27 protein-coding genes are annotated in these 24,513 nt (G+C 62.5%); 9 read left to right on the forward strand and 18 right to left on the reverse strand.

The genetic code is table 11. The features are described 5' to 3' along the window. Positions 1 to 45 precede the first annotated feature (45 nt). The 3 genes from ACHMW6_RS23490 to ACHMW6_RS23500 all read left to right on the forward strand — a co-directional run bounded on the left by ACHMW6_RS23490 (position 46) and on the right by ACHMW6_RS23500 (position 1,852). Positions 46 to 378: a hypothetical protein gene (locus ACHMW6_RS23490; RefSeq protein ID WP_395400364.1), complete on the forward strand. Its 333-nt coding sequence runs from the start codon at positions 46 to 48 to the stop codon at positions 376 to 378. Between the two features lie 183 nt (positions 379 to 561). Then, positions 562 to 1,017, forward strand: a complete 456-nt coding sequence (locus ACHMW6_RS23495) for a hypothetical protein (protein WP_395400366.1) — start codon at positions 562 to 564, stop codon at positions 1,015 to 1,017. 22 nt (positions 1,018 to 1,039) lie between these two features. Next, positions 1,040 to 1,852 (forward strand): vanadium-dependent haloperoxidase, encoded by an 813-nt coding sequence (locus ACHMW6_RS23500; RefSeq protein ID WP_395400368.1) that lies wholly within the window; start codon positions 1,040 to 1,042, stop codon positions 1,850 to 1,852. Between the two features lie 86 nt (positions 1,853 to 1,938). Here the strand turns inward: ACHMW6_RS23500 and ACHMW6_RS23505 are convergent, their stop codons facing one another. The 6 genes from ACHMW6_RS23505 to ACHMW6_RS23530 form a co-directional block, all read right to left on the reverse strand. Continuing rightward, positions 1,939 to 2,250, reverse strand: coding sequence for a hypothetical protein (locus ACHMW6_RS23505; protein WP_395400370.1), 312 nt, complete (start codon positions 2,248 to 2,250; stop codon positions 1,939 to 1,941). 96 nt (positions 2,251 to 2,346) lie between these two features. Further along, entirely contained in the window at positions 2,347 to 3,507 is a 1,161-nt protein-coding gene (locus tag ACHMW6_RS23510) for a hypothetical protein (RefSeq protein ID WP_395400372.1), read from the reverse strand. A 1-nt stretch (position 3,508) separates the two neighbouring features. Next, positions 3,509 to 4,912 carry an MBOAT family O-acyltransferase gene (locus tag ACHMW6_RS23515; protein ID WP_395400374.1) on the reverse strand — a complete coding sequence of 468 codons (1,404 nt, stop codon included), beginning with the start codon at positions 4,910 to 4,912 and terminating at the stop codon, positions 3,509 to 3,511. Positions 4,913 to 4,996: 84 nt separating this feature from the next. Then, positions 4,997 to 6,535, reverse strand: coding sequence for a 2-isopropylmalate synthase (locus tag ACHMW6_RS23520; protein WP_395400376.1), 1,539 nt, complete (start codon positions 6,533 to 6,535; stop codon positions 4,997 to 4,999). A gap of 39 nt (positions 6,536 to 6,574) precedes the next feature. Next, positions 6,575 to 7,426: a CDP-diacylglycerol--serine O-phosphatidyltransferase gene (pssA, locus tag ACHMW6_RS23525; RefSeq protein ID WP_395400378.1), complete on the reverse strand. Its 852-nt coding sequence runs from the start codon at positions 7,424 to 7,426 to the stop codon at positions 6,575 to 6,577. 157 nt (positions 7,427 to 7,583) lie between these two features. After that, positions 7,584 to 8,339: an SIMPL domain-containing protein gene (locus ACHMW6_RS23530; RefSeq protein ID WP_395400380.1), complete on the reverse strand. Its 756-nt coding sequence runs from the start codon at positions 8,337 to 8,339 to the stop codon at positions 7,584 to 7,586. Between the two features lie 149 nt (positions 8,340 to 8,488). On the opposite strand from ACHMW6_RS23530, the gene ACHMW6_RS23535 reads away from it, so the two are divergent. After that, complete coding sequence (locus ACHMW6_RS23535; RefSeq protein WP_395400382.1) at positions 8,489 to 10,108, forward strand: alkaline phosphatase family protein; 1,620 nt, start codon at positions 8,489 to 8,491, stop codon at positions 10,106 to 10,108. A gap of 134 nt (positions 10,109 to 10,242) precedes the next feature. On the opposite strand, the gene ilvC is transcribed toward ACHMW6_RS23535, so the two are convergent. Genes ilvC through ACHMW6_RS23550 form a run of 3 tightly spaced genes read right to left on the reverse strand, consistent with a single transcriptional unit; the run spans position 10,243 to position 13,504 of the window. After that, entirely contained in the window at positions 10,243 to 11,259 is a 1,017-nt protein-coding gene (gene ilvC, locus ACHMW6_RS23540; RefSeq protein WP_395400384.1) for a ketol-acid reductoisomerase, read from the reverse strand. Between the two features lie 29 nt (positions 11,260 to 11,288). Continuing rightward, entirely contained in the window at positions 11,289 to 11,780 is a 492-nt protein-coding gene (gene ilvN, locus ACHMW6_RS23545; RefSeq protein ID WP_395400386.1) for an acetolactate synthase small subunit, read from the reverse strand. A gap of 2 nt (positions 11,781 to 11,782) precedes the next feature. Further along, positions 11,783 to 13,504 (reverse strand): acetolactate synthase 3 catalytic subunit, encoded by a 1,722-nt coding sequence (locus tag ACHMW6_RS23550; protein ID WP_395400388.1) that lies wholly within the window; start codon positions 13,502 to 13,504, stop codon positions 11,783 to 11,785. A 472-nt stretch (positions 13,505 to 13,976) separates the two neighbouring features. On the opposite strand from ACHMW6_RS23550, the gene ACHMW6_RS23555 reads away from it, so the two are divergent. The 5 genes from ACHMW6_RS23555 (at position 13,977) to ACHMW6_RS23575 (ending at position 17,214) form a co-directional block, all read left to right on the forward strand. Beyond that, a complete protein-coding gene (locus ACHMW6_RS23555) occupies positions 13,977 to 14,546 on the forward strand; it encodes an RNA polymerase sigma factor (RefSeq protein WP_395400390.1) in 570 nt (189 codons plus the stop codon). Beyond that, positions 14,543 to 14,950 carry a DUF3619 family protein gene (locus tag ACHMW6_RS23560; RefSeq protein WP_395400392.1) on the forward strand — a complete coding sequence of 136 codons (408 nt, stop codon included), beginning with the start codon at positions 14,543 to 14,545 and terminating at the stop codon, positions 14,948 to 14,950. The genes ACHMW6_RS23555 and ACHMW6_RS23560 overlap by 4 nt, the downstream gene beginning before the upstream one ends. After that, positions 14,951 to 15,772: a DUF3106 domain-containing protein gene (locus ACHMW6_RS23565; RefSeq protein ID WP_395400394.1), complete on the forward strand. Its 822-nt coding sequence runs from the start codon at positions 14,951 to 14,953 to the stop codon at positions 15,770 to 15,772. Further along, positions 15,759 to 16,289, forward strand: a complete 531-nt coding sequence (locus tag ACHMW6_RS23570) for an RDD family protein (RefSeq protein WP_395400396.1) — start codon at positions 15,759 to 15,761, stop codon at positions 16,287 to 16,289. Before ACHMW6_RS23565 ends, ACHMW6_RS23570 begins: the two co-directional genes overlap by 14 nt. Positions 16,290 to 16,410: 121 nt before the next feature. After that, positions 16,411 to 17,214 (forward strand): class I SAM-dependent methyltransferase, encoded by an 804-nt coding sequence (locus ACHMW6_RS23575; protein ID WP_395400398.1) that lies wholly within the window; start codon positions 16,411 to 16,413, stop codon positions 17,212 to 17,214. On the opposite strand, the gene ACHMW6_RS23580 is transcribed toward ACHMW6_RS23575, so the two are convergent. From ACHMW6_RS23580 to hscB, 9 genes are all read right to left on the reverse strand, one after another. Further along, complete coding sequence (locus ACHMW6_RS23580; RefSeq protein WP_395400400.1) at positions 17,198 to 17,488, reverse strand: DUF2007 domain-containing protein; 291 nt, start codon at positions 17,486 to 17,488, stop codon at positions 17,198 to 17,200. The genes ACHMW6_RS23575 and ACHMW6_RS23580 overlap by 17 nt on opposite strands. A gap of 39 nt (positions 17,489 to 17,527) precedes the next feature. Further along, positions 17,528 to 18,622, reverse strand: coding sequence for a DUF4214 domain-containing protein (locus tag ACHMW6_RS23585; RefSeq protein WP_395400402.1), 1,095 nt, complete (start codon positions 18,620 to 18,622; stop codon positions 17,528 to 17,530). An 89-nt stretch (positions 18,623 to 18,711) separates the two neighbouring features. Further along, positions 18,712 to 19,392: an RNA pseudouridine synthase gene (locus ACHMW6_RS23590; protein WP_395400404.1), complete on the reverse strand. Its 681-nt coding sequence runs from the start codon at positions 19,390 to 19,392 to the stop codon at positions 18,712 to 18,714. Beyond that, positions 19,389 to 20,462, reverse strand: coding sequence for a low-specificity L-threonine aldolase (gene ltaE, locus ACHMW6_RS23595; RefSeq protein ID WP_395400406.1), 1,074 nt, complete (start codon positions 20,460 to 20,462; stop codon positions 19,389 to 19,391). Before ltaE ends, ACHMW6_RS23590 begins: the two co-directional genes overlap by 4 nt. Beyond that, on the reverse strand, positions 20,459 to 21,442 hold the full coding sequence (locus ACHMW6_RS23600) for a class I SAM-dependent methyltransferase (RefSeq protein WP_395400408.1): 984 nt from the start codon (positions 21,440 to 21,442) through the stop codon (positions 20,459 to 20,461). Before ACHMW6_RS23600 ends, ltaE begins: the two co-directional genes overlap by 4 nt. Beyond that, positions 21,429 to 21,623 carry a Fe-S cluster assembly protein IscX gene (gene iscX, locus ACHMW6_RS23605; RefSeq protein WP_395408697.1) on the reverse strand — a complete coding sequence of 65 codons (195 nt, stop codon included), beginning with the start codon at positions 21,621 to 21,623 and terminating at the stop codon, positions 21,429 to 21,431. The genes ACHMW6_RS23600 and iscX overlap by 14 nt, the downstream gene beginning before the upstream one ends. Before the next feature lie 17 nt (positions 21,624 to 21,640). Then, positions 21,641 to 21,982 carry an ISC system 2Fe-2S type ferredoxin gene (fdx, locus tag ACHMW6_RS23610; protein WP_395400410.1) on the reverse strand — a complete coding sequence of 114 codons (342 nt, stop codon included), beginning with the start codon at positions 21,980 to 21,982 and terminating at the stop codon, positions 21,641 to 21,643. A gap of 79 nt (positions 21,983 to 22,061) precedes the next feature. Next, entirely contained in the window at positions 22,062 to 23,963 is a 1,902-nt protein-coding gene (gene hscA / locus ACHMW6_RS23615; RefSeq protein ID WP_395400412.1) for a Fe-S protein assembly chaperone HscA, read from the reverse strand. 34 nt (positions 23,964 to 23,997) lie between these two features. Further along, a complete protein-coding gene (gene hscB, locus ACHMW6_RS23620) occupies positions 23,998 to 24,513 on the reverse strand; it encodes a Fe-S protein assembly co-chaperone HscB (protein ID WP_395400414.1) in 516 nt (171 codons plus the stop codon).

Genomic DNA, 24,513 nt, shown 5'->3' on the forward strand with positions numbered 1-24,513 from the left:
CGGATTAGGCGTCCATGGCTACGCTTTATGGCTAGAATGTGCTCCATGGGGACCAATTTTTTCTTCGCCGTTGTCATTTCAGCAGCATTACTGAGCGGTTGCGCCACCGCCCCCTCCCCTTATGTGCCCCGCACGGACGCTGCCTTCGCCGCTGTCCCGATCGGCAAAGCCACCAAGGATACCATCCTCGCCACTTTCGGCCCGCCGGACGAAACCATGTACCTGCGCCTGCGTGATTTGCAGGTGTGGAGTTACCGTTATCGGCAGTCCGACGTCTGGTATTCAATGATGCACATTCATTTCGACCACGACGGCGTTGTACGGGAAATGCTTAGTGGTCCCGACCCGGAGCGCGAGGAACGCCGTTTCGGCTGGTAATTTTTGATTACCCCAATAACCTCAAATATATTATCGGTGCAAACACCGGTATTTTTTATGCAAGCTCACTTAATTAAATATAGCTTGTATATTTTTCCGCTCTGCCTATCCTGAAATTACTTTTTTGATATCGCTCCACAAGGGCAACAAAAAGAAGGAGCGCGTTATGAACATTCTGAATCGATGCAGAGTGGTGGCTACTGCTGTGCCGCCGTTATTCCTGGTCGTAGCCTGCGGGGAAGCGGGATAGAAAGTCCGACCGTGCCAAGCGCACCACCCAGCGTTACGCTGGCAGCCACCAGCAATAATGTCGTGGCTTATTGGACCGATATTGGCGCCGCCACCGTCAACGCCAGTTCAACGACAAGCACCACGCCGGAGGAAGCGCGTCCGGTATTGCAGACCGACCTGGCCACGATGCACGCGGCGATTTACGATGCCGTAAATGCCATTGACGGCCGTCATAAACCCTTGATCGTTACGCCAAAATCCCCGGCTGCCGGCGCGTCGATGGAAGCGGCAGCCAGTGCAGCGGCCTACGGCGTATTGCGGGCATTATTCCCCGAATCGCAGCGCGCAATATCAAACCGCGTACGACAATCATATTGCAACCATCCCGGCGGGCGACGCAAAAGATAAGGGCCTGGCTATCGGCGCGGAAGTGGCCGCGGCCGTGGTGGCCAATCGCGCCAATGACGGACGCGCTGTGGTGCTGGCGCCTTATGTGCCCGGCACAGCGCCCGGCAAGTTCCGTGGCGCCAATCCCGTCAGCCGCTTTTCGCCGTATATCAAACCGTTCACGCTGACCAGCGCATCGCAGTTCCGCTCCCCCGCACCGCCTGCGCTGGACAGCGCCGCCTACGCGACGGACTTCAACGAAGTCAAGTCGCTGGGCGGAACGGTCAGCTCGAGCCGCACGGCCGAGCAACTCGAGGTGGCGCGCTTCCATACGGAGCCGCCACCTGTTTTCCTGACGCGGAATTTCGGCCGCTTCGCGCGCACCACGGACGGCATCCCGGAAGCAGCCCGGCTGATGGCCATCATCTACGTCGGCTTCTCGGATGCCAGCAATGCCTGCTTCGAGGCGAAGTACTTTTACGAAGCCTGGCGTCCGCTCAGCGCAATCCCGCTGGCCGACACCGACAATAACGCCGCCACAGCAGCCGACGCGACCTGGACGCCCGTCGTGCCGACGCCCAACCATCCGGAATATCCCGCCGCGCATTCCTGCACTGCCGGCGCCCTGGGCGAGCTGCTGCGCCAGTACTACGGCACCAGGTCGGTGACTTTCACGCTCAACAGCCTGGTCACCAACACCACGCGAACCTACACGAGCACCGATGCGCTCGCGGATGAAGTCACGATGGCCCGCATCTGGGGCGGCATGCACTTCCGCTATTCGACGCTGGCGGGAGCGGAACTTGGCAGGGCGTCTGCCAACTACACGATGCAGAATAATTTCGCGGCGCGCTGAGGGGAGGAAAACAGGTGATGCCCGCCCCGTTTTGGAGGCGGGAACGGGCATCGGTGCTGCCAGGAGGAAGACTTACGATTTAAGACTTACTGGGTACGTTCATTGTGCTTCTTGCGTGCGATGGCGCGGCTGTCGCGGTCCGCTTCGCGCTCCAGCGCGCGGCGCTCCTTCTTCGTCACCACGCCATCGGCCTTGGCGACCTTCTCGTCATGCTGCAGCTTCGCTTCGCGGCGCTCGAGGCTCTGGGTTTCTTTGGCGGTCAGTTCGCCGGAGCGGACGCCTTGCGCGATACGTTCCTGCTGATGCGCTTCGCGCGCATCCAGACGCGGCGTGGCAGTCTGCGCGAAAACAGGCAGGGCGATGGCGGAGATCACTGCGGTCAGGAGAAGCTTTTTCATTTTCTGGTCCCTTTCGAAGCGGGCGGAGCGCCCATGTGCAATTAACGCGCGCGGCGCCGCAACCGCAGACGCGCGAGTGTAAGCAATTGCAACGACTTAGCGGGATGCTCTTGCGCTGGCGGCGCCGGCGAGTGCGCTATCGCGCGGGTGATCGTCACGGTAGCGCCACAATGCTGTGCGCAGGCGTGCGAGATGGTCGTCCATTCTTTCGGGCAGCAGTTCGGCGCCGAATCCATCCGCCGCCTCGCCACCGCCTTCCAGCCGCGCCAGCACCATGCGGCCCACATTTTCGCGGTAATGCGATGGCTCCCAGAAGTAGCGCATCTCCGGCTGGCCGCTGGTCTGCGGCAGGGGCTCCGTGGTCACGCTGTTGAAGCCGGAAAAATCGTAGACCCGCGTGTCGCAACCCCGTGCCCGCAATTGGGCCGCTGTGGCGGCCAATGCACGCAGCCATTCCTCCATTTCCCTGCCGCGTCCCATGCGGTACAGCGCATCGATGGTGATCGCATGCGTAGGATTGACGTAGAGCCGCAAGCGGGAGCTGCACAGGTCTTCCAGCACCTGCATGAATGCCGGCATGGCAGCATGGCCGCTGCCATACAGTCTCAGGAAGTCGGCCGTGCGCGGCAGCACGCTGCCGCTGGTGCCGCCATTGCGCACCACGGCCATGCGCACACAGTTGTGATCCTTCTGTCCGTTTCTTGAGAGGCTGTGCGCGCACACGCCCGGGTATTGGCCTGCAAGCATGAGCAGGGAATCCTGCGTCATATCGAGGCTGATGCTGCGCTTCAGGTCGCGCGCGCTGCGGCGCCACATATAAGCGGGTCCGCCGCCGGCCAGTGCGTCATCCACATCCGTATTGCCGACTGCCAGCGTAAATGAAGGCAGATCCAGGCCCCACACCACCGTCGTGAGCGGGCCCACGTTCGAGGCGTAGCGCACAATCTTGATCTCGTCGCCCAGGTTGGCGCCGGACAGAGCGCCATTGAATACGCGGCGCCCGGCAAATTGCGGCGCATCGACCGGCAAGCCAACCTCAGTGCGCGAATTGCCAACATACAGGACCTGCGGCTGGTAACGCGACAGCGCGTACACCTTGCCCCAGGCTGTCAGCTTTTCGATATGCGGCCCAAGCCGTTCGAGCTTGGGGCTATCCCACTGATGCAGCAGGTAGGGGTCGACGCTGTAGTTCAGCGCCCCAGTTGCGCCGGCAAGCAGCACGGGCAAACCGCAGGCGATGGCGAGGTAGGCGCGCATGTCAGAACTGGAAGTAGAGGAATTCGCTGCTGCGATTCATGCTGAACAGGCAGACGGTCAGCAATGCCGCGCAGCCCAGCGCCCAGCGCGTGCTGGGCTGCCAGCGCCAGCGGCCCGCCTCGCCGCGCGCAAACAGCTCCTGCGTATTCGGTGCGAAGAAGGCCAGCAGCATGGCCAGCGCCAGCATGGGCAGGCCGGCCGTATCGAGCGTCAGCCAGCGTATGCCCTCCCCTCCCAGTTGACGGGGCAGCGCCAGGCCGTTGAGGCCCGCCAGGCCGCGCAGCATGTCCCAGGTGACATCCATATTCGGCGCGCGGAACGGCACCCATGCCAGCAACACGACGAGGAAGGTCAGCGGCCAATGCCACCAGCGCGGGCCCGCGTTGGGGAAGCGCGCATGCCAGCTGTGATGAATCACGAGATAAAGCCCGTGCAGGCCGCCCCACAGCACGAAGGTCCAGCCGGCGCCGTGCCACAAACCTCCCAGCAGCATGGTGATCATCAGGTTGCACAGCCGGCGCGCCGGCCCCTGGCGGTTGCCGCCCAATGGGATGTAGAGATAGTCGCGCAGGAAGCGCGACAGCGTCATATGCCAGCGCCGCCAGAATTCGCTGATATTGCGCGACTTGTAGGGCGAATTGAAGTTCAGCGGCAGCCGCACGCCGAACAGCAGCGAGAGGCCGATAGCCATGTCCGAATAGCCGGAGAAATCGAAGTAGAGCTGGAAGGTGTAGGCCAGCGTTGCCAGCCAGGCTTCCGTCAACTGGGGATGGGCGCCGGCGCTGAATGCCGGGCCGACCATGGGCGACAGGTTATCTGCGATCAGCACTTTCTTGGCCAGGCCGACGATAAAGATCGACATGCCCAGCGCCAGGTTTTCGATCCGCAGCCGCGCGTTCTCCGGCGCGGAAAACTGCGGCATCATTTCCTTGTGATGCAGCACCGGACCGGCCACCAGGTGCGGGAAATAGCTGACGAAGAGCGTGTACTGCACCGGGTCGGTTTCGCGCGCTTCACCGCGTGCGCAGTCAACGAGAAATGCGATCTGCGTGAAGGTGAAGAAGGATATGCCTATCGGCAGCGTGATATCGAAGCTGGTACTGAACAGGAAGTTCGCGTATTTGAACCAGGCCAGCGCCAGCAGGTTGACGGCCACGCCGGCCTGCATCAGGCGCTTGCGCCGCAAGCCCTGCGCGGAAAGGATGGCGCGCGCCGCCTGGAAGTTGAAGCAGATCGAGAGCAGGAGCAGCGGCAGGAATCTGACGTCCCACCACGCGTAAAAGACCAGCGACATGAAGGCCAGCCAGGCCATCGCGGCGCGCAGGCCAACCCATCCCAGCAAGCTGTAAACCAATAGCGCTATCGGCAGGTATATGAATACGAAACCATAGGAATTGAACAGCATGGGACTTCCCCTGCTTGCATTGGCTCGTTGTCAATATACTATGATGACTTAGCATACACAACCAACTCAGCAAGGGAAGCGCTCCTACAGTTGCGGATTCACCCGTTCGTTTTTTGAGTGCAACTTATTCAGTCCGGAAAGATATGCCTTGGCGCTGGCCACGATGATGTCCGGGTCGGCACCCACGCCGTTGACGATGCGGCCCGCGAGGGAGAGGCGCATCGTCACTTCGCCCTGCGACTGCGTGCCGGGGCTGATGCCGTTGATGGCGAACAGCACCAGCTCGGCGCCGCTCTGGGCCTTGCATTCGATGGCGTTGACCACCGCGTCCACCGGACCGTCGCCCGTGCCTTCGCAGGTGTATTCGTGGCCCTCCATCGAGAACACGACTTTGGCGCTGGGCAGCTCGCCCGTTTCCGAACGCTGCGACAGTGACACGAAGCGGTAATGCTCGCCCTCGGCCGCCTGCTCTTCATCCGACACCAGCGCCATGATGTCCTCGTCGAAGATTTCGGACTTGCGGTCGGCCAGCTCCTTGAAGCGGCTGAAGGCCGCGTTGATCTCGGCTTCGGAATCGAGTTCGATGCCCAGCTCCTGCAGGCGCTGCTTGAAGGCGTTGCGGCCGGACAGCTTGCCTAGCACGATCTTGTTGGCGGTCCAGCCCACGTCTTCGGCGCGCATGATCTCGTAGGTTTCGCGCGCTTTCAGGATGCCGTCCTGGTGGATGCCGGATGCGTGCGCAAAAGCATTGGCGCCAACGACCGCCTTGTTTGGCTGCACGGCAAAGCCGGTGATCTGGGACACCATCTTCGACGCCGCCACGATCTGCGTGGTGTCGATGCCGCATTCGAGGTTGTAGTAGCCGCCGCGCGTGCGCAGCGCCATCACGACTTCCTCCAGCGCCGTATTCCCTGCCCGCTCGCCCAGGCCGTTGATGGTGCACTCGATCTGGCGCGCGCCGCCGATCATTACGCCTGCCAGCGAGTTCGCCACGGCCAGGCCGAGGTCATTGTGGCAGTGGACCGACCAGATGGCCTTGTCCGAATTGGGGATGCGCTCGCGCAGGCGGCGAATGGATTCGCCGAAGAGTTCGGGCACGGCGTAGCCGACGGTGTCCGGGAAGTTGATCGTGGTCGCGCCTTCGGCAATCACCGTCTCCAGCACGCGGCACAGGAACTCCTCTTCCGAACGGCTGCCGTCTTCCGGGCTGAATTCGATATCGTCAGTGAACTTGCGGGCGAAGCGGATGGCCTGCGTCGCCTGTTCCAGCACCTGGTCCGGCTCCATGCGCAGCTTCATTTTCATGTGCAGCGGCGAGGTGGCGATGAAGGTGTGGATGCGCTTGCGTGCCGCCGGCTCCAGCGCTTCGGCGGCGCGGGCGATGTCGCGGTCATTGGCGCGCGACAGGGAGCAGACGGTGGATTCGCGGATGGTGGAGGCAATGGCGCGGATCGATTCGAAGTCGCCTTGCGAGGCGGCAGCGAAGCCCGCTTCGATCACGTCCACGCGCAGGCGTTCGAGCTGCTTGGCGATGCGGACCTTTTCTTCGCGGGTCATCGATGCGCCGGGCGACTGCTCGCCGTCGCGCAGCGTGGTATCGAAGATGATGAGGCGGTTGGTCATGGTTCATTCTCCCGGATGAAAAAGCCGCCTCGGTTGGCGTTAGCGGCGTTCGCTTTGGTCTACGGGTTCGTGCGCCGTCTGCACGATGCTCACGGGCTTGCCCTTGGCCAGCCGCACGAAGTACACGACATAGCCGGACAGGCCATACAGCACGAAGAGCGGGAACAGCACCTTCGGCGGGTCGATCGAGATCAGCGCGAAGAACAGCGCGATCAGGAACACGGCGATGAAGGGCACGGACTTGCGGAAGTTGATGTCCTTGAAGCTGTAGAACGGCACATTGGTGACCATGGTCAGGCCGGCGAAGATCGCGATGGTCCAGGCCTGCCACGGATAGATGACGCCGTCCACTTCGAGGTCGACCAGCAGCAGCACGAAACCGGCCACCAGGGCCGCGGCCGCGGGGCTGGGCAGGCCCTGGAAGTAGCGCTTGTCCACGACCTCGATATTGGTGTTGAAGCGGGCCAGGCGCAGCGCGGCGCCGGCGCAGTAGACGAAGGCGGCGATCCAGCCCAGCTTGCCCAGGCCGCGCAGCGCGAATTCGTAGATCACCAGCGCCGGGGCGGCGCCGAAGGAGACCATGTCGGAAAGGGAATCATATTGCGCGCCGAATTCGCTCTGGGTATTGGTCAGGCGGGCGACGCGGCCATCGAGGCCGTCCAGCAGCATGGCCACGAAGATGGCCCAGGCGGCGTGCTCGAAACGCTGGTTCATGGCCATGACGATCGCGAAGAAGCCGCAAAACAGTGCGCCGGTGGTGAAGGCATTCGGCAGCAGGTAAATGCCGCGCGAGCGGGGACGTGCGCCTTCGCCTTGATGACGACGCGCAAATCGGCTGAACAGCGACTTGCCGCCAGGCTGCTTGGCTCGGCGACGGGGGAATTTGGCCATACTCTTCCATTTTGTTATTGCCCGGCAACGCGCCGGGGTGTCGCCTATTATAGTGGAGGAGCATGCACGGCGGATCAATGATCCGCCCTACAGCCCCTGCGGGGCCGAGAGCCGTCGCGGCGTGTAGGGCGGATCATTGATCCGCCGTGTGTGCGTACTACTTAAACTTGACCTTGCCCACGACGCGCATGTCCAGGGTGGTCTCGCCCGGCTCAAAACTCGGCTCCGCCACCTCCTGCGCGGCATCCTTGGCAAACGAGCGCGCCATCATCGGCGCGGCGGCAGCGACCTCGCCGCGGGCGTAATTGCCCGAGCCCTCGAAATCGATGGTATCCAGCTGCGCATCGCCCAGCGGACGCCCCATCGCATTGGCGATCGACGCAATGCGCTCATTCAGGTTCTTGTAGGTCGCCGCAATGCGCTGGTCCTCCAGCTTGCGCGTGGCGGCCGGGCTCAGGCCGAAGTGGATGCCGTTCAGCGTGAGGATTTTCTGCGCCGAGGACACCGTCTTCGGCAGCCCGCCCAGGCTGGTCGTGGTCAACTGCACATATTGGCCGACGCGCCAGGCCGTCGGCACACGGGGCTTCTGCGGCGACGTCATGGGACGCGGCGGCTCTTCCGGATAGACCGGGTAAGTGTAATAGCCCTGGGTCTTGAGCTGCGCCTGCGGGTCTTCCTTTTTCAGGATTTCCAGGCCCTGCTTCATTTTCTGGTTGACGCGGGAGGCGGCGGCGGACTTGTCCTTGTCCTGTTCCTCGATGGCGAAGGTGGCCACGGCCTGGTCGTTCGGCGCGGTGACCTGTCCGTAGGCCGGTACGATCACGGTGGCGCCACTGGTCGGCACGGATTGCGCGGTGGCGGCCGAGGCGCCCAGTACCAGGGCGGCAGCGGCGGCGGTTTTGAGTAAGCTCATTATTGTTCTCCCAAGTGGTAATGGGCGCACTTTAACCGAAATTTTCCTGGCCCCAACTCCAAGATAGTGAACGTTTGTAACAGGCATGAAATGATTACGCCTCATGCTCATGGCATCATCGCAGTCGCTTTTCCTTAACAATAAACCCTATGAGCAAATATCTCCTGCCTACCCTGGCGCTGGCCGCCAGCCTCGGTGCGCATGCCGCGCCGGCCAAACAAGAACCGCAACCGAAACTCGTCCTCGTCATTGCCGTGGACGGCCTGCCGCAGGAGCAGGTGACCCGCTACCGCAGCCAGTTCGGCGAAGGTGGGTTCCGCCGCCTGCTGGACCACGGCGCATGGTTCAATAATGCGCACCAGGCGCACGGCGTGACCGTGACGGCTGTCGGCCACGCCGCCATCCTGAGCGGCGCTTACCCCTACCAGCACGGCATCATCGGCAATAACTGGATCGACCCGGTTACGCTGAAGAGCGTCTACTGCACCGAGGACACCGCCCACAAATACATCGGCAGTGAGGTCACCGAGCCTTCCGACGGCACCTCGCCAAAGAACCTGCGTGTCGACACCCTGGGCGACCAGCTGCGCTACGCCACCGGCCAGAAAGCGAAAGTGATCACCGTGTCCGGCAAGGACCGCGGCGCGATCCTGATGGCGGGCAAGAACGGCACCGCCTACATGTATATGGAAAAGTCGGGCAACTTCGCCAGCTCCACGTACTACATGCAGCAGCATCCGCAATGGGTGCAAACCTACCAGGCCGGCAAGCCGCAGGAGCGCTATTACGGCAGGACCTGGCGTCCGATGCTGGCCGATTCCGCCTACGCGGGCGACGCGGGCGAGCTGCCGAATCTGGCCATGTACAGCGAGAGCGGCGCACCGGATGCGGTGTACTACAAGCGCCTGAAGGAAAGCCCCTTCCTCGACGAGTTGACCGTCGACTTCGCGAAAGCCGCGATCGAGGGCGAAAACCTGGGCAGGAATCCTGCGGGCGTGCCGGACCTGCTGGGCGTGAGCTTCTCGGCGCACGACCTGGCGAACCACGCACAGGGCCCGGAGAGCAAGATCTCGCACGACCACCTGCAGCGCCTGGACCGCATGCTGGCCGGCTTCTTCTCCTACCTGGACAAGCGCCTCGGCATGGATAACGTGCTGGTCGTGCTGACCGCCGACCATGGTTTCCCGAACGTGCCCGAGTTCTCGTCCGGCACCCAGCACATCGAGGCGCAGCGGATCGACAGCAAGAAGCTGGTGGCCGAGCTGAATGCCCACCTGACCGCGAAGTACGGCATCGACAAGATGGTGTCAGCCTATCTGATGCCGAACATTCACCTGGACTACGCTCAGATCGCAGCGGGCAAGCTGTCGCGTGAAGAAGTCGAGAACGAGGCGGCGCGCTTCGTGCTGAAGCAAACGGGCATCGCCGACGTGTTCACTCGTACGCAATTCGAAAACGGCGCCGTGACCGGCACCCGCATTGCAACGCTGATGCGGCGCGGCTGGAACCGCGAGCTGTCGGGCGACCTGATGCTGGTCGTGAAGCCCTACTGGTACTTCGGCAGCGGCACCAGCGGCACCTCGCACGGCGCGCCGTATGCTTACGATACCAATGTGCCGCTGATCATGATGGGCAAGCAGTGGGTGAAGCCGGGCGCTTATTCCCAGTACGCGGAGGTGGTGGACATCGCGCCTACCCTCTCCTTCCTGCTGCGCGTGCGGCCGCCGGCCGGCGCCGAAGGGCGCGTGCTGTCCGAAGTCCTTCGCTAAAACCCACGGCATACACCAGGTGTCTGCCACATCGTGGCAGACACCAGCTTCGCGCCTCTGGTTTTTGCAAGCCCAACGGCGCGCAAGCATAAAAAAAACGGCCCCGAAGGGCCGTTAATTCCTGCTCGGGACAATCAGTTCTTGGACTGATCGACCAGCTTGTTCTTGGCGATCCAGGGCATCATTGCGCGCAGTTTGGCGCCGACTTCTTCGATCTGGTGCTCGGCGGTCAGGCGGCGGCGGGAGATCAGGGTCGGGGCGCCGGCCTTGTTCTCGAGGATGAAGCTCTTCGCGTATTCGCCGGTCTGGATATCCTTCAGGCACTGGCGCATCGCTTCCTTGGTTTCCGCAGTCACGACCTTCGGACCGGTCACATACTCGCCGTACTCCGCGTTGTTGGAGATCGAGTAGTTCATGTTGGCGATGCCGCCTTCGTAGATCAGGTCAACGATCAGCTTCAGCTCGTGCAGGCACTCGAAGTAAGCCATTTCAGGCGCGTAGCCGGCTTCCACCAGGGTCTCGAAACCTGCCTTGATCAGTTCAACGGTACCGCCGCACAGCACGGCCTGTTCGCCGAACAGGTCGGTCTCGGTCTCTTCGCGGAAGTTGGTTTCGATGATGCCGGCCTTGCCGCCGCCGTTGGCGGAAGCGTAGGACAGGGCGATGTCACGGGCGGCGCCGGACTTGTCCTGGTACACGGCGATCAGGTGCGGCACGCCGCCACCCTGGGTGTAGGTGCCGCGCACGGTGTGGCCCGGGGCCTTCGGTGCGACCATGATCACGTCCAGGTCGGCGCGCGGCACAACCTGGCCGTAGTGCACGTTGAAGCCGTGGGCGAAGGCCAGCACGGCGCCCTGCTTGATGTTCGGCTCCACGTTTTCCTTGTACACCTGGGCGATGTTCTCGTCCGGCAGCAGGATCATCACAACGTCGGCGGCCTTCACTGCCTCGTTCACTTCGGCGACCTTCAGGCCGGCCTTCTCAACCTTCTGCCAGGAAGCGCCGCCGCGGCGCAGGCCGACAGTCACGTTCACGCCGGATTCGGTCAGGTTCTGTGCGTGGGCGTGGCCCTGGGAACCGTAGCCGATGATGGCAACGTTCTTGCCTTTGATGAGGGAGAGGTCAGCGTCTTTGTCGTAGAAAACTTTCATGGTCATTCCTTGGTGTGAATTCGGTTCAATTAAACTTTGAGGATGCGTTCGCCGCGGCCGATGCCCGAGCCGCCGGTACGGACGGTCTCGAGGATCGCTGCACGATCGATGGCGTCGATAAAGGCGTCAAGCTTGCTCTTCGCGCCGGTCAGCTCGATGGTGTAGGTCTTTTCGGTCACGTCGATGATGCGGCCGCGGAAGATGTCGGCGGTGCGCTTCATTTCTTCGCGCTCCTTGCCCACAGCCCTGACCTTGATCAGCATCAGCTCGCGCTCGATATGCTGGCCTTCGGTCAGGTCCACCACCTTCACCACTTCAATCAGGCGGTTCAGGTGCTTGGTGATCTGCTCGATGATGTCATCGGACCCGGTGGTCACGATCGTCATACGGGACAGGGTTGCATCCTCGGTCGGCGCCACGGTCAGCGTTTCGATGTTGTAGCCGCGCGCCGAGAACAGGCCCACCACGCGCGACAGTGCGCCTGCTTCGTTTTCCAGAAGTACAGAAATAATATGTCGCATGATTACAGGTCCTCCGAGCCAAGCAGCATTTCGGAGAGGCCCTTGCCAGCCTTCACCATCGGCCACACGTTTTCACTCTGGTCGGTAATGAAGTTCATGAAGACCAGGCGGTCCTTCATGCCAAACGCTTCTTTCAGCGCGCCGTCCACATCGCCCGGCTTCTCGATGCGCATGCCGACGTGGCCATAGGCCTCGGCCAGCTTTTCGAAGTCCGGCAGCGAATCCATATAGGACTCGGAGTAGCGCGAGCCGTAGTCGATCTGCTGCCACTGGCGGACCATGCCGAGGAAGCGGTTGTTCAGCAGGATGATCTTCGGCGTCAGGTGGTACTGCTTGCAGGTGGCCAGTTCCTGGATATTCATCTGGATCGAGCCTTCACCCGTGATGCAGGCCACGGTGGCGCCGGGGTTGGCCATCTGCACGCCCATGGCGTAAGGCAGGCCCACGCCCATCGTGCCCAGGCCGCCGGAATTGATCCAGCGGCGCGGCTTGTCGAACTTGTAGTACTGGGCTGCCCACATCTGGTGCTGGCCCACGTCCGAAGTGATGAAGGCGTCACCTTTGGTGATGTCGAACAACGATTCGACAACCTGCTGCGGCTTGATCACCAGGTCGGAAGTCGAATAGGCCAGACACTTGCGGCCGCGCCATTCGTCGATCTGCGCCCACCACTTCTTCAGCGCCGGCGCGTTCGGCTTGGCGTCGCCTGCGTCCAGCTGGGACAGCAGCTCGATCAGCACATCCTTCACGTTGCCGACGATAGGAATGTCGACTTTCACGCGCTTCGAGATGGAAGACGGGTCGATGTCGATATGGATGATCTTGCGCGGGTTGGTGCTGAAGTGCTTCGGATTGCCGATCACGCGGTCGTCGAAGCGGGCGCCGATGGCGATCAGGACGTCGCAGTTCTGCATCGCCATGTTCGCTTCATAGGTGCCGTGCATGCCCGGCATCCCGACGAAGTTCGGATCGGAAGCGCGCGAACCGCCCAGGCCCATCAGGGTGTTGGTGACCGGGAAGCCGAGCTTCTCGACCATGCGATTCAGTTCATTCGATGCGTGCGCCAGGATCACGCCGCCGCCCGTGTAGATCATCGGACGCTCGGCAGCCAGCAGCAGCTGGACCGCCTTGCGGATCTGGCCCGCATGCCCCTTGTCGACCGGACGGTAGGAACGCATCTCGATCTCTTTGGGGTAGTTGAATACGTGCTTGTGCATGGAGATATCCTTCGGGATATCGACCAGCACCGGACCGGGGCGACCGGTACGTGCGATGAAGAACGCCTTCTTGATGGTCTCGGCCAGGTCTTTCACATCCTTCACGAGGAAGTTGTGCTTGACGACCGGACGGGTGATGCCGACGGTATCGCATTCCTGGAAGGCGTCCTGACCAATGGCGTGGCTCGGCACCTGGCCGGAGATCACAACCATGGGGATGGAGTCCATGTAGGCGGTGGACAGGCCAGTCACGGCATTGGTCACGCCCGGGCCGGAGGTCACGAGGGCCACGCCGACTTTGTTCGAGCTGCGCGAATACGCATCGGCTGCGTGGATCGCGGCCTGCTCATGGCGAACGAGGATGTGCTGGAATTTGTCCTGCTTGAAGATGGCGTCGTAGATGTACAGGACGGCGCCGCCGGGATAGCCAAAGACGTGTTCAACGCCCTCTTCTGCGAGGCAACGGACAACGATCTCGGCGCCCGTGATGGGAGCTTCGGTATTCATGAAACATTCCTTTCAAGGTCCATAGGAGATTGATCGGATGCTCTTGCCTAGCGAAGCAGGTGTTCCCGTTGCACTACCCCAAGCGTCCCTTCTTTCTGCGGTCACACCGACCCTTCCCCCATGCGTAGCTGGAGTACAAGCCGGGGCTAAACGCAACTCGTTTGGCCGAGGTCTATGCAGCGGTTTTGTACCTACCTCTCGCGCTTGTGGCACGGGTTAGAGCAAACTGCTGACAAATGAAAGCTGGTCGCATCAACACGGCTTTGTGTGCCTGTGCCGAATGACCGGGGAGCTTCGTGGTATGCAAAGCGTTCCATACGGTACTGCGTTGCACCATTCTGGTCAAGAATTATTATGCTAAAAGTTCATTTTTGGTGCAAAACAGTATAAAAACCTGCGGGAAACAGCATTTCTTTGCTAACATTGCGGATTGTCCTAACAGATCTCATCCGCGCTGCAACCTTCCTGACGCATGGCCACAGACAAAGAATTATCGGATTTTCTCGAGAACGTCGAGCGGCGTGCATTCAAACAAGCCGTGTATGCAGTCCGGCGGGATGAAGCGGCACTGGATATTGTTCAAGATGCAATGATCAAGCTGGCCGAAAAGTACGGGGACCGCCCCGCGGCCGAGCTGCCCCTGCTGTTCCAGCGGATTCTGCAAACCACCATCCTGGATTTTTTCCGTCGCGAAAAAGTTCGCAACACCTGGGTTTCTTTGTTTTCCGGCCTCGGCCCCTCGAATGATGAGCACGAGGACTTTGATATACTTGAGTCGTACGAGGCCGAAGAAGGCACCCAGGCAGCGGAGTCGAGCGCTGACCAGGTTGAGCGCGCACAAATCTTGCAATTAATTGAAGATGAAGTGCAAAAGCTTCCGGCGCGTCAACGGGAAGCCTTCCTCATGCGTTACTGGCAGGATATGGATGTGGCTGAAACGGCCGAAGCAATGGGATGTTCCGAAGGGAGCGTGAAAACGCATTGCTCACGAGCAACTCACACTCTCGCCGCAGCGCTCAAAGCCAAGGGAATTAAACTATGAACACCGAAGACATCAACTTTGCCTACCGGGTGCGCCACGCGCTCAACGAAAAGCTAGACGATCTGCCGGCCTCGACTACCGACCGTCTGGCTGCTGCGCGCAAAGCCGCGCTGGCCCGGAAGAAGGCGGACGCGCCTGCGCGCGTGCGCGTCACCCGAACTGCCCCGGCCGTCGCCGGTGGCGCTGCTTTCTTCAGCAATCCTTTTGCCTGGATCAAGAATGTGGGCGTGGCCCTGCCCCTGCTGCTCGTGATGGGCGGCATGGTCGGTGTCTATCAATTTGAACAGCAGCAATCGATCGCCGAGCTGGCCGAAATGGATGCGGCCGTGTTGTCGGATGAACTGCCGCTGTCCGCTTACCTGGATCACGGCTTCAACGCCTACCTCGAAACCCGCGAGCAATAAATGGCGCGTGTGAGCGGTCGGACAATCTGGATTGCCGGCGCCGTCGGCCTGACCCTGGCCCTGGCGGCGTGTTCGCGCCAGGAAGCCGCGCAACCGGCCCCCGTGGCGGCGCCTGCCGCCGCGCCGGCGTCTGCCGTGGTCGGCGAAAAACCGCATTGGGATGACCTGAAACCGGCACAGCAGCAAGCCCTGGCCCCGCTGAAGGACAGCTGGGAAGAGCTGGGCCCGGTACGCAAGCAGAAGTGGATCGAAATCGCCAACCGCCTGGGCAAGATGAAGCCCAGCGAAAAGGAGCGCGTGCAGGAACGCATGGCCGAGTGGGTCAAGCTGAGCCCGGCCGAGCGCAAGGCCGTGCGCGAGAATTACGCCCGCACCCAGAAAATTACGCCAAGCCAGAAATCGGCGCAGTGGGAACTGTACCAGCAGCTGACTGAAGAGCAGAAGAAAGCCCTGGCGGACGCTGCCGCTGCCAAGCGCCCGCAAGTCGCCAAGCCGCCGACTCCGGCGCAGGCCAAGATTGTTACGCCGCCGCCGGTCAAGCCGCACGGCCAGGGCCTGGTGCCCGCGCCAGGCACCGTGCCGGCGGGCATTGTTGCCCCTGGACCGCTCACGCCGCCGGTGGTGAGCACGCCGCCGGCTGCCGATCCGAATGCCCCGATGCCGGGTTCTGCGACGGTAACGCCGGGCGCCGCCGGCGCCGCGGTGGTGCCAATGCCGCCGGGCAGCACGCCAATGGACCCGGCCGCGCCGCAGATTCCGGCCTCCGGCTCCGTACAAACGGCCGCTCCGGCCCAGACTGCACAACCGAATGTCAGCAAATAACGCTTCGTCCGGCATTACCACTCCCACCGTCAAACGCCGCCTGATCTCGATGATCTACGAGATCCTGCTGGCGTTTGCCGTGCTGTTCCTGCCCCTGCTGATTGTCGAATTCGCTACCCGTGCCGCGGTCACGCCTTTCGCATGGCATGCCCGCCAGGCAACCACCTTCCTCGTGCTGGCCGCCTATTTCGTCCACCAGTGGACGCGCAAGGGCCAGACCCTCGCCATGCAGACCTGGCGCATCAAGCTGGTCATGCCGGGGCGCGACCATGTGCCCCTGCACGCCGCCGTGGTGCGCTACCTGCTTAGCTGGATGTGGGTATTGCCGGCGGTGCTGGTTTCCTTTGTGCTCAAACTGGAGCACTGGTATGCGCTTTATGCACTGATTGCCGGCGTCCTGCTGTGGTCCCTGACGGCCTTCTTCGACAAGGACCGCCAGTTCCTGCACGACCGCCTGTCCGGCACCCGCCTGGTCCAGCTGCCCAAGCCCGAGAAGAAGAAAAAAACCGCCGCCTGACTCGCTTGCCCAACCTATCGTGCGTGCCTGGTCTTAACGAAAGCGGGCGCCTTCCCCGCTTGCCCATCCTATCGTGCGTGCCTATTCTGAACGAATAAGGCCACCATAATAGGAGACGATCATGGCAACTGAGGATGCACTATTCGCCGGCTCCATTCCTGAATTGTATGAGCGCTTTTTGCTGCCGCTCATCTTCGATCCCTACGCTGAAGACTTGATCCGGCGCATTGTGCAGCGCACACCTGCGAGCGTGCTGGAAGTGGCGGCAGGGACCGGAGCGGTCACACGAAAGATGATGCTGCGCCTGCCCACGGATACCCATATCATGGCCACGGATTTGAACCAGGGCATGATTGACCAGGCGCGCCGCCAGTGCAAGGCGGCAAACATCGAATGGCGGCAGGCCGACGCAATGAAGCTGCCCTTCCCCGACGCCAGTTTCGACCTGGTGGTTTGCCAGTTCGGCGCCATGTTTTTTCCCGATAAGGCGCGCGCCTTTGGCGAGGCGCATCGCGTGCTGCGGCCGCGCGGCGCCTTCCTGTTCAATGTGTGGGACACGCTCGAGCGCAACGAGTTCGCCCGCACCGTGCACGACACCGTAGCCGCCCGCTTCCCGCACGACCCGCCGCGCTTCCTCGCGCGCACCCCTTATGGTTACAACGATCTCGCCACCATCCGGCGCGACCTGGCGGAGGGCGGATTCACATCGATCGACCATGCGGTCGTGTCCTCGCGCAGCCATGCGCCGTCGGCCCGCATTCCTGCCACAGCCTTCTGCCAGGCGACGCCGCTGCGCGCCGAAATCGAAGCGCGCGGCAATCTGGACGAGACAACGGGAGCGGTTGAATGCGCGCTGGAGCGGCGCTTCGGCAATGGCATCATCGAAGGCCAGATCCAGGCCATTGTGTTCAGTTGCGTGGCGTGAACGGATAAACGTTGGTGCCGCCGACGTCGGCATCGTCGCCGAGGGCAAGATCGCCGCGTTCGAACGCCTGCAGGACCTCCTGCGCCGCCGGCAGGTCCTGCTCCGGCACCAGCACCCGAACGCCGCCAATGGCGGGCGCCAGCAGCAGATTGGACTGGACATACTGATCGTCCACCACCACGGCCGCAATGCCCGCCGCCTGCAGGCAGCCGCAGACGACATGCGCTTCCGTCGGAATCAGGTAGCGCGCCACCGTGCAAAATTCGCTGTGCATACTGTCCCCTCCCTGCGGACAAGATATCACAAGCGCGAGTCAACCCCAGTGGATATAGTCAATCCCGTTCTGCATGCTGCCGATCAGGTGCGCATAGTTTTCCTGGCTTTCGCTGAAGCCCAGCAGCACGCCGGCCTTCGAGTCTTCCCTGGAGTCGAGTACGTGCACCCAGAAATTCAGGCCTTCCTGGTCCGGCGCGCGGTGCAGCACGTTGTAGTAAAGCTGGGTAACGAAATCGAGGTTGCTCGGCTGAGCGCCATATAAGCGGTGGAATTCGTCCGAATAGACAAAGCCATTCGCGACCGACTTCAGCGGCTCGCCGTGATCGAGTTGTGCGATCCAGAAGCCCAGGCCAGGCAAGTCGGGCTTGCGGTCAAAGGCGGCCTGGTACAGCCGGTAGGCTTCACCGGCAGCGCCGTCGATATCGAAAGCGACATCCACGTCCTTGAAGCTGGCGCGTTCGATATTGGAGAGTATGTCGGTGCCGTTATTTCCAGCCAGGCCGGTGACGATGAAGCGGTCGCCATAGGCATGGATGGAGAATTCGGAACGGTTGCCGTTGTAGAAGGCTTCGTCGAGGCCCGCACCGCCGTCGAGGTAATCATCGCCGCGGCCGCCGAACAGCGAGTCGTTGCCGCCGTAGCCGAAGATATTGTCGTTGCCGGCCGTGCCATCGAGCTGTTCGCCGAACCGGCTGCCGTCGATATTGTTGCCGTTCAGCGTCGCCAGGTCCTCGCGTATCGTCAGGCTGACGGCTTGCTGGCCGCTGTGCGCGCCCTGCACCCACCAGGCATCGACGTAGTAAGTGCCGCTATAGGGCGCAACAAAGCTTACGTGGTCGGTGCCCCACTCGCCGGTGCCGTCGTCTTCCGCGATGGCGCGGCCATTGTCGTCAAACACCAGCAGCACGCCGGGGTCTCTGTAACTCGAGGATTCCAGCGAGTAGATGGCGCCGGCAACGGCGGTGAAGCTGAACACGGGGTGATAATCCGCGCCGGCATAATTGGCGCTGTATTGCGCGGCATTGTCGTAACCCGGCACGCTGCCGTTGTACGGCGTCAGCGACAGCCTGGGCGCGGTCGCCATTTCGTGCGGGGTCAGGTCGGCGTAGTAAGGAATCGTGCTGTAGCTCATCGCAATCTCCTGTTTGACGATTCCATATTAGCCAGCCACAAAGCGCGCCATCGCAAGACTTACATTCTGTTTCGCCGCTTACAGCCTGCTCAGAAACGCTCGTGATTGTGCAGGTAGCGCCACTGCCCTTCCGGCAGGCCGGAGAGCGCAATGCGGCCGATGCGCAGGCGCTTCTGGGCGGTGGCGCGCAGGCCCGCCTCGGCGCACAGCTTGGCGATCAGTGCCGGCTTTGGCGGCTTCACGGCGAAACGCAGGCGATTTTCGTTTTGCCAGCTCACTTTGCCGCTCCCCTGGTTCAGCAGCTGCAGGCCGCCTTCAGCGATTTTCCCCTCGACGTCCACGATGATCTCCTGCTCCATCGTCGCGCCCTCTTCCACCAGCTTGCGCTGCACGCGATAGTCCTGCGTGAACACGAACAGGCCGCTCGCTGCGGCGTCGAGCGGCAGGCAGGCGGTCAGGTTGCGCAGGTGGCGCTGCAGGAAACGCGTACGCTGGGCTTCGGCGCTGCGCGCTTCGGGCGTCAGGCAGGCCAGGGCATCCACGCCTGCGGGCTTGTGCAGCAGGATGGTGGCCGGGGCGATTTCGAGCAGCGTAGCATCCGGCGCCAGCGTGACTTGCTGGTGCGGAGCGACGCGCGCGCCCGGCTCTTCGACGACCATACCGTCCACGCTGACAAAAGCGCCTTCGATATAGATCTCGGCTTCGCGCCGCGAACAGGGAACCATTTCCGCCACGCGCTTGGCGAGGCGGATTGTCGTATCTTCAGTCATTTGAAGTAATCGGTGAATACAGCAGCAACGCGCTCGACGTCCTGGCGGTTGACGTCCAGGTGGGTGACGAGGCGCAGCGTGGGCGCCATGGAGACGCGGATGCGCTCCGCCTGTAGTGCCTTGTTCAGGCCCTCGCAGGCTTCGCGCGGTAGTGTGACGAAGAGAATGTTCGTTTGCGGCTGGCTGACCTGGATCGCGCCAATCCGGCCCAGTGCGCCGGCAAGCCAGGCGGCGTTGTCATGGTCCTCAGCGAGGCGCTGGACATTGTTCTGCAGGGCGTACAAGCCCCCTGCTGCAATCACGCCGGCCTGGCGCATGCCGCCGCCAACCATCTTGCGCCAGCGCTTGGCTTCTTCTATCAATTCTTTTGTGCCGCACAGCACGGAGCCGACCGGGGCGCCGAGGCCTTTCGACAGGCACACGGACACGCTGTCGAAGCCTTGCACCGCTTCGCGCAGGCTGATGCCCTGCTTCACCGCGGCATTGCAGACGCGCGCGCCGTCGAGGTGCGTTGCCAGTCCGCGCGCATGGGCCAGCGCGGTAGCCTGCGCCACGTATTCACGCGGCAGCACGCGGCCGCCGATCGTGTTTTCCAGCGCCAGCAGCTTGCTGCGGGCGAAGTGCACGTCGATCGGCTTGATAGCGGCTTCGATGTCTTCCAGGGCGATGCTGCCGTCGGCGCGATTGGTCAGGGGTTGCGGCTGGATGCTGCCCAGCACGGCCGCGCCGCCGCCTTCATATTTGTAGGTGTGCGCTTCCTGGCCGACGATGTATTCGTCGCCACGGCCGCAATGGGCCAGAAGCGCGATCAGGTTGGTTTGCGTGCCCGATGCCGCGAACAGGGCGGCTTCGTAGCCGAATTGTTCGGCGGCGTAGTCTTGCAGGGCATTGACCGTAGGGTCGTCGCCGTAAACGTCATCGCCGACGGGCGCGGCGTGCATGGCGTCGCGCATGGCGGCGCTGGGCTGGGTGACCGTGTCGCTGCGCAGGTCGAGCCAGCGTTCGCCGGCCTCCAGCGCGGACAGGCTGCCGGCGCCGCTCGGCGCGGCAGCCGGGTAGCCGGCGCTCATGGCGTCACCTCGGGCGTCGCGGCGGGCTGCCCGGCGACGTCGGCCACCGGCGCGGCAGGGGCGGGCTCGCCGGTGTAGAAGCGATCGGACATTTCCTGCAGGCCGACGGTCGACAGCACTTCGGCCAGCCGTTCGGCCGGACGGCGGCGCGGCAGATTCTTGTACGTCGCCACGATCAACTCATTCTTCATCGAGTGTTCCCAGCCAACCAGCTCGGTCACGGTGACCTGATAGCCGTGCGCTTCCAGCTGCAGGCAGCGCAGCACATTGGTGATCTGGCTGCCGAATTCACGCGTATGGATCGGATGGCGCCACAATTCGGTCAGCACATTCTTGCCCAGCGACTGTCCCTTGTTCTTGCGCAGCACGGACGCCACTTCCGCCTGGCAGCAAGGCACCAGCACGATATGTTTGGCGTGCTTCTTCAGCGCGAAGTCGATCGCGTCATCGGTCGCGGTATTGCAGGCGTGGAGCGCGGTGACGATGTCGATCTGCTCCGGCAGCGCCGATGAAGTCGTGGACTCGGCAACCGACAGCGGCAAAAAGCTCATGCCAGGAAAATCGAACTTGCGCGCCAGCTCTTCCGAGCGTGCGACCAGTTCCTCGCGCGTCTCGATGCCGTAGATGTGCGAAGAATCCTGCAGCGCCTTGAAGAACAGGTCATAGATGATGAAGCCGAGGTAGGACTTCCCTGCCCCGTGATCGACCAGCGAGACCGAACCCTTCTCCGACAGCACGTCATTCAGCAGCGGCTCGATGAACTGATACAGGTGATAAACCTGCTTCAGCTTGCGCCGCGAATCCTGGTTCAGCTTGCCGTCGCGCGTGAGGATGTGCAGCTCCTGCAGCAGCGCGACCGACTGGCCAGGCTTCACTTCGGGGATATCGGTGACCGTGGTGGGCAGCGGTGCGCGAGGCGAAGCGGCCGCAGAAACGGCAGCGGCGCCTTTCGCGCCGCCGGTAGTCTTATTGCGCTTCATCGATCCACGCCTGCTGGATCGCTTCCAGCACCTTCTCGCCGCCGCGCTTGTGATCGTCGTCGAAGTCTTCCAGGTCGACGATCTTGTTGTGCAGATCGGTGAAGCGGATGGTGGTGGGGTCAATGTCCGGGTACTTGTCGTACAGGGCTTCGGCGATGGCCGTGATATCAGTCCATTTCAGCATGGTGCGCTCCGCGATCAGTGGCCGCCTTCGCTGGCGTGGTTGATGGTGTATTTCGGAATCTCGATCACGAGGTCTTCATCGGCCACGATGGCCTGGCAGGACAGGCGCGACACCGCTTCCAGGCCCCAGGCCTTGTCCAGCAGGTCCTCTTCCGTTTCGGACGCTTCGTTCAGCGAATTGAAGCCCTCGCGCACCAGCACGTGGCAGGTCGTGCAGGCGCACGATTTTTCGCAGGCGTGTTCGATATGGACATCGTTGTCCAGCAGGACATCGCAAATGGATTTGCCGGATTCGGTTTCGATCACGGCGCCTTCAGGGCACAGCTTGGCGTGTGGCAGGATGACGATTTGTGGCACTTCTTTTCCTCGGTTTATGCGTTGTCGGCGGAGCTCGGCGGATCAATGATCCGCCCTGCAGCCCTTTGGGCCTGTCCGTTTAGCCTTCTACGACCTGGTCCAGCGTCTTGCCGGACAAGGCCTTGCGCACGCTGCGGTCCATGCGGCGCGATGCGAATTCTTCGGTGCCGCGGGCCAGCGCTTCGTACGCGGACTTCACGGCGTAGTGGTCGGCCTCGCCGCCGCCGGACTTGACCAGCACGTCCATCGTGGCGGCCATCAGCGCGTCGATGTCCGCGCGCTCTTCGTCGGACAGCAGTTCGCCATCCTCATCCAGCGCGGACTGGGTCGCCAGCATGATGCGTTCGGCTTCCACCTGCTCTTCGCGCAGGGCGCGGGCTTTCATGTCGTCGTCGGCGGAGGCATACGATTCCTGCAGCATGCGCGCCACTTCGTCGTCGCCCAGGCCATAGGAAGGCTTGACGGTGATCGACGCTTCCACGTTCGAGCGCAGTTCGCGCGCGGAGACGGACAGCAGGCCGTCCGCGTCCACCTGGTAGGTGATGCGGATGCGCGCCGCGCCGGCCGCCATCGGCGGAATGCCGCGCAGCTCGAAGCGCGCCAGGGAGCGGCAATCGCTCACCAGTTCGCGCTCACCCTGCAGCACGTGCACAGCCAGCGCGGTTTGCCCGTCCTTGAAGGTGGTGAACTCCTGGGCGCGGGCGCAAGGAATGGTGGAATTGCGCGGGATGATCTTCTCGACCAGGCCGCCCATGGTTTCAATGCCCAGCGACAGCGGGATCACATCCAGCAGCAGCCAGTCATCGCCCGGCGCACGGTTGCCCGCCAGCAGATTGGCCTGGATGGCGGCGCCCAGCGCCACCACCTTGTCCGGATCGATGTTCGCGTGCGGGATGGTGTGGAAGTATTCGCCCACGGCGCGCTGCACGTGCGGCATGCGCGTGGCGCCGCCCACCATCACCACGCCGTCAATATCGTCGGCATCGAGGTCGGCGTCGCGCAAGGCTTTCTTCACAGCGTTCATGGTCTTGGCGACGAGGTGCTTCGTGATCTCGGCGAATTTCTCGGCCGTGATCGTGATGTGCACTTCCTCGCCGGAGCGCAGGGCCGCATCCACGGTCACTTCGGACTTGGTCGACAGCAGTTCCTTCGCTTCGCGCGCCTTTACCATCAGCGTCGCCGTATCCTCGTCGTTCAGCGGGGACAGTTTTTCCTGCTCGTGAATCCAGCAGAACAGGCGGTGGTCGAAGTCGTCGCCGCCCAGCGCGGAATCGCCGCCGGTGGACAGCACCTCGAACACGCCCTTGGTCAACTTCAGAATGGAGATGTCGAAGGTGCCGCCGCCCAGGTCATAGACCGCAAATCGGCCTTCGGACTCATTATCCAGGCCATAGGCAATGGCCGCGGCAGTCGGTTCGCTCAGCAGGCGCAGCACGTTCAGGCCCGCCAGCTGGGCCGCGTCTTTCGTGGCCTGGCGCTGGGCTTCGTCGAAATAAGCCGGCACCGTGATCACGGCGCCCACCAGGTCGTCGCCCAATGCATCTTCGGCGCGCTGGCGCAGCGTGGCCAGGATCTGGGCCGACACTTCGACCGGCGATTTTACGCCGGCCACGGTCTTAATTTTGACCATGCCGTGACCGCTCTCGCGGTCACCATCGACAAAGTCGTAAGGCAGGTTCTCGGCGTAGGCGATGTCCTTCAGGCCGCGGCCCATGAAACGCTTCACGGACACCACGGTGTTCTTCGGATCGGTGGTCTGGTGGACCTGGGCCTTGTAGCCGATATTGGCGTGGCCATTCGGCAGATAACGCACCACGGAAGGCAGCAGCGGGTGGCCATCCTCGTCGTTCAACACTTCGGGGATGCTGCTGCGCACGGTCGCAACCAGCGAGTTGGTGGTGCCGAGGTCAATGCCTACCGCCAGGCGATGCTGGTGCGGGGCGGTGGACATGCCCGGTTCGGAAATCTGCAGAAGAGCCATTGTGAAACCTGTCTTGTTTTTTCTACGCCGAGGCTCAGGCCTCAAGCGCGTCGTAAGCGAAGCGGACTTCTTCGCCGAATTTTTCGAGGAACATCAGCGCCCGCACGCCGGTGGCGGCCGCGTGGAAATCACGCTCGTTCAGATGCTGCTCGACATCGTGCAGCTGCTGCTTGCGCGCTGCGCGCAGCTGGCCATCCAGCTTGTCAAGCAGATCGCCGTCCTTGTTGGCGCGCGCCTCTTCCAGCTCCTCGCGCCACTCCATCTGCTGCATCAGGAAGTCCATCGGCATGGCCGTGTTGGACTCGACCTTCAAGTCCGTGCCATTCAGCTCGCACAGGTAGGTCGCGCGCTTTTGCGGGTTCTTCAGCGTCTGGTAAGCCTCGTTGGCGCGCGTGGCCCATTGCATGGCGACGCGCTTTTCTGCATCGGTCGCGTTCACAAAGCGGTCGGGATGGACCTGGGCCTGCACCTCGCGATAGGCCGCATCCAGGGCGGCCATATCGACGGCGAATTGCTGGGGAAGATGGAAGAGGTCGAAGTGGTTTTGCAC

The sequence above is a fragment of the Pseudoduganella sp. UC29_106 genome (assembly GCF_044055365.1).
Lineage (GTDB): Bacteria > Pseudomonadota > Gammaproteobacteria > Burkholderiales > Burkholderiaceae_D > Rugamonas.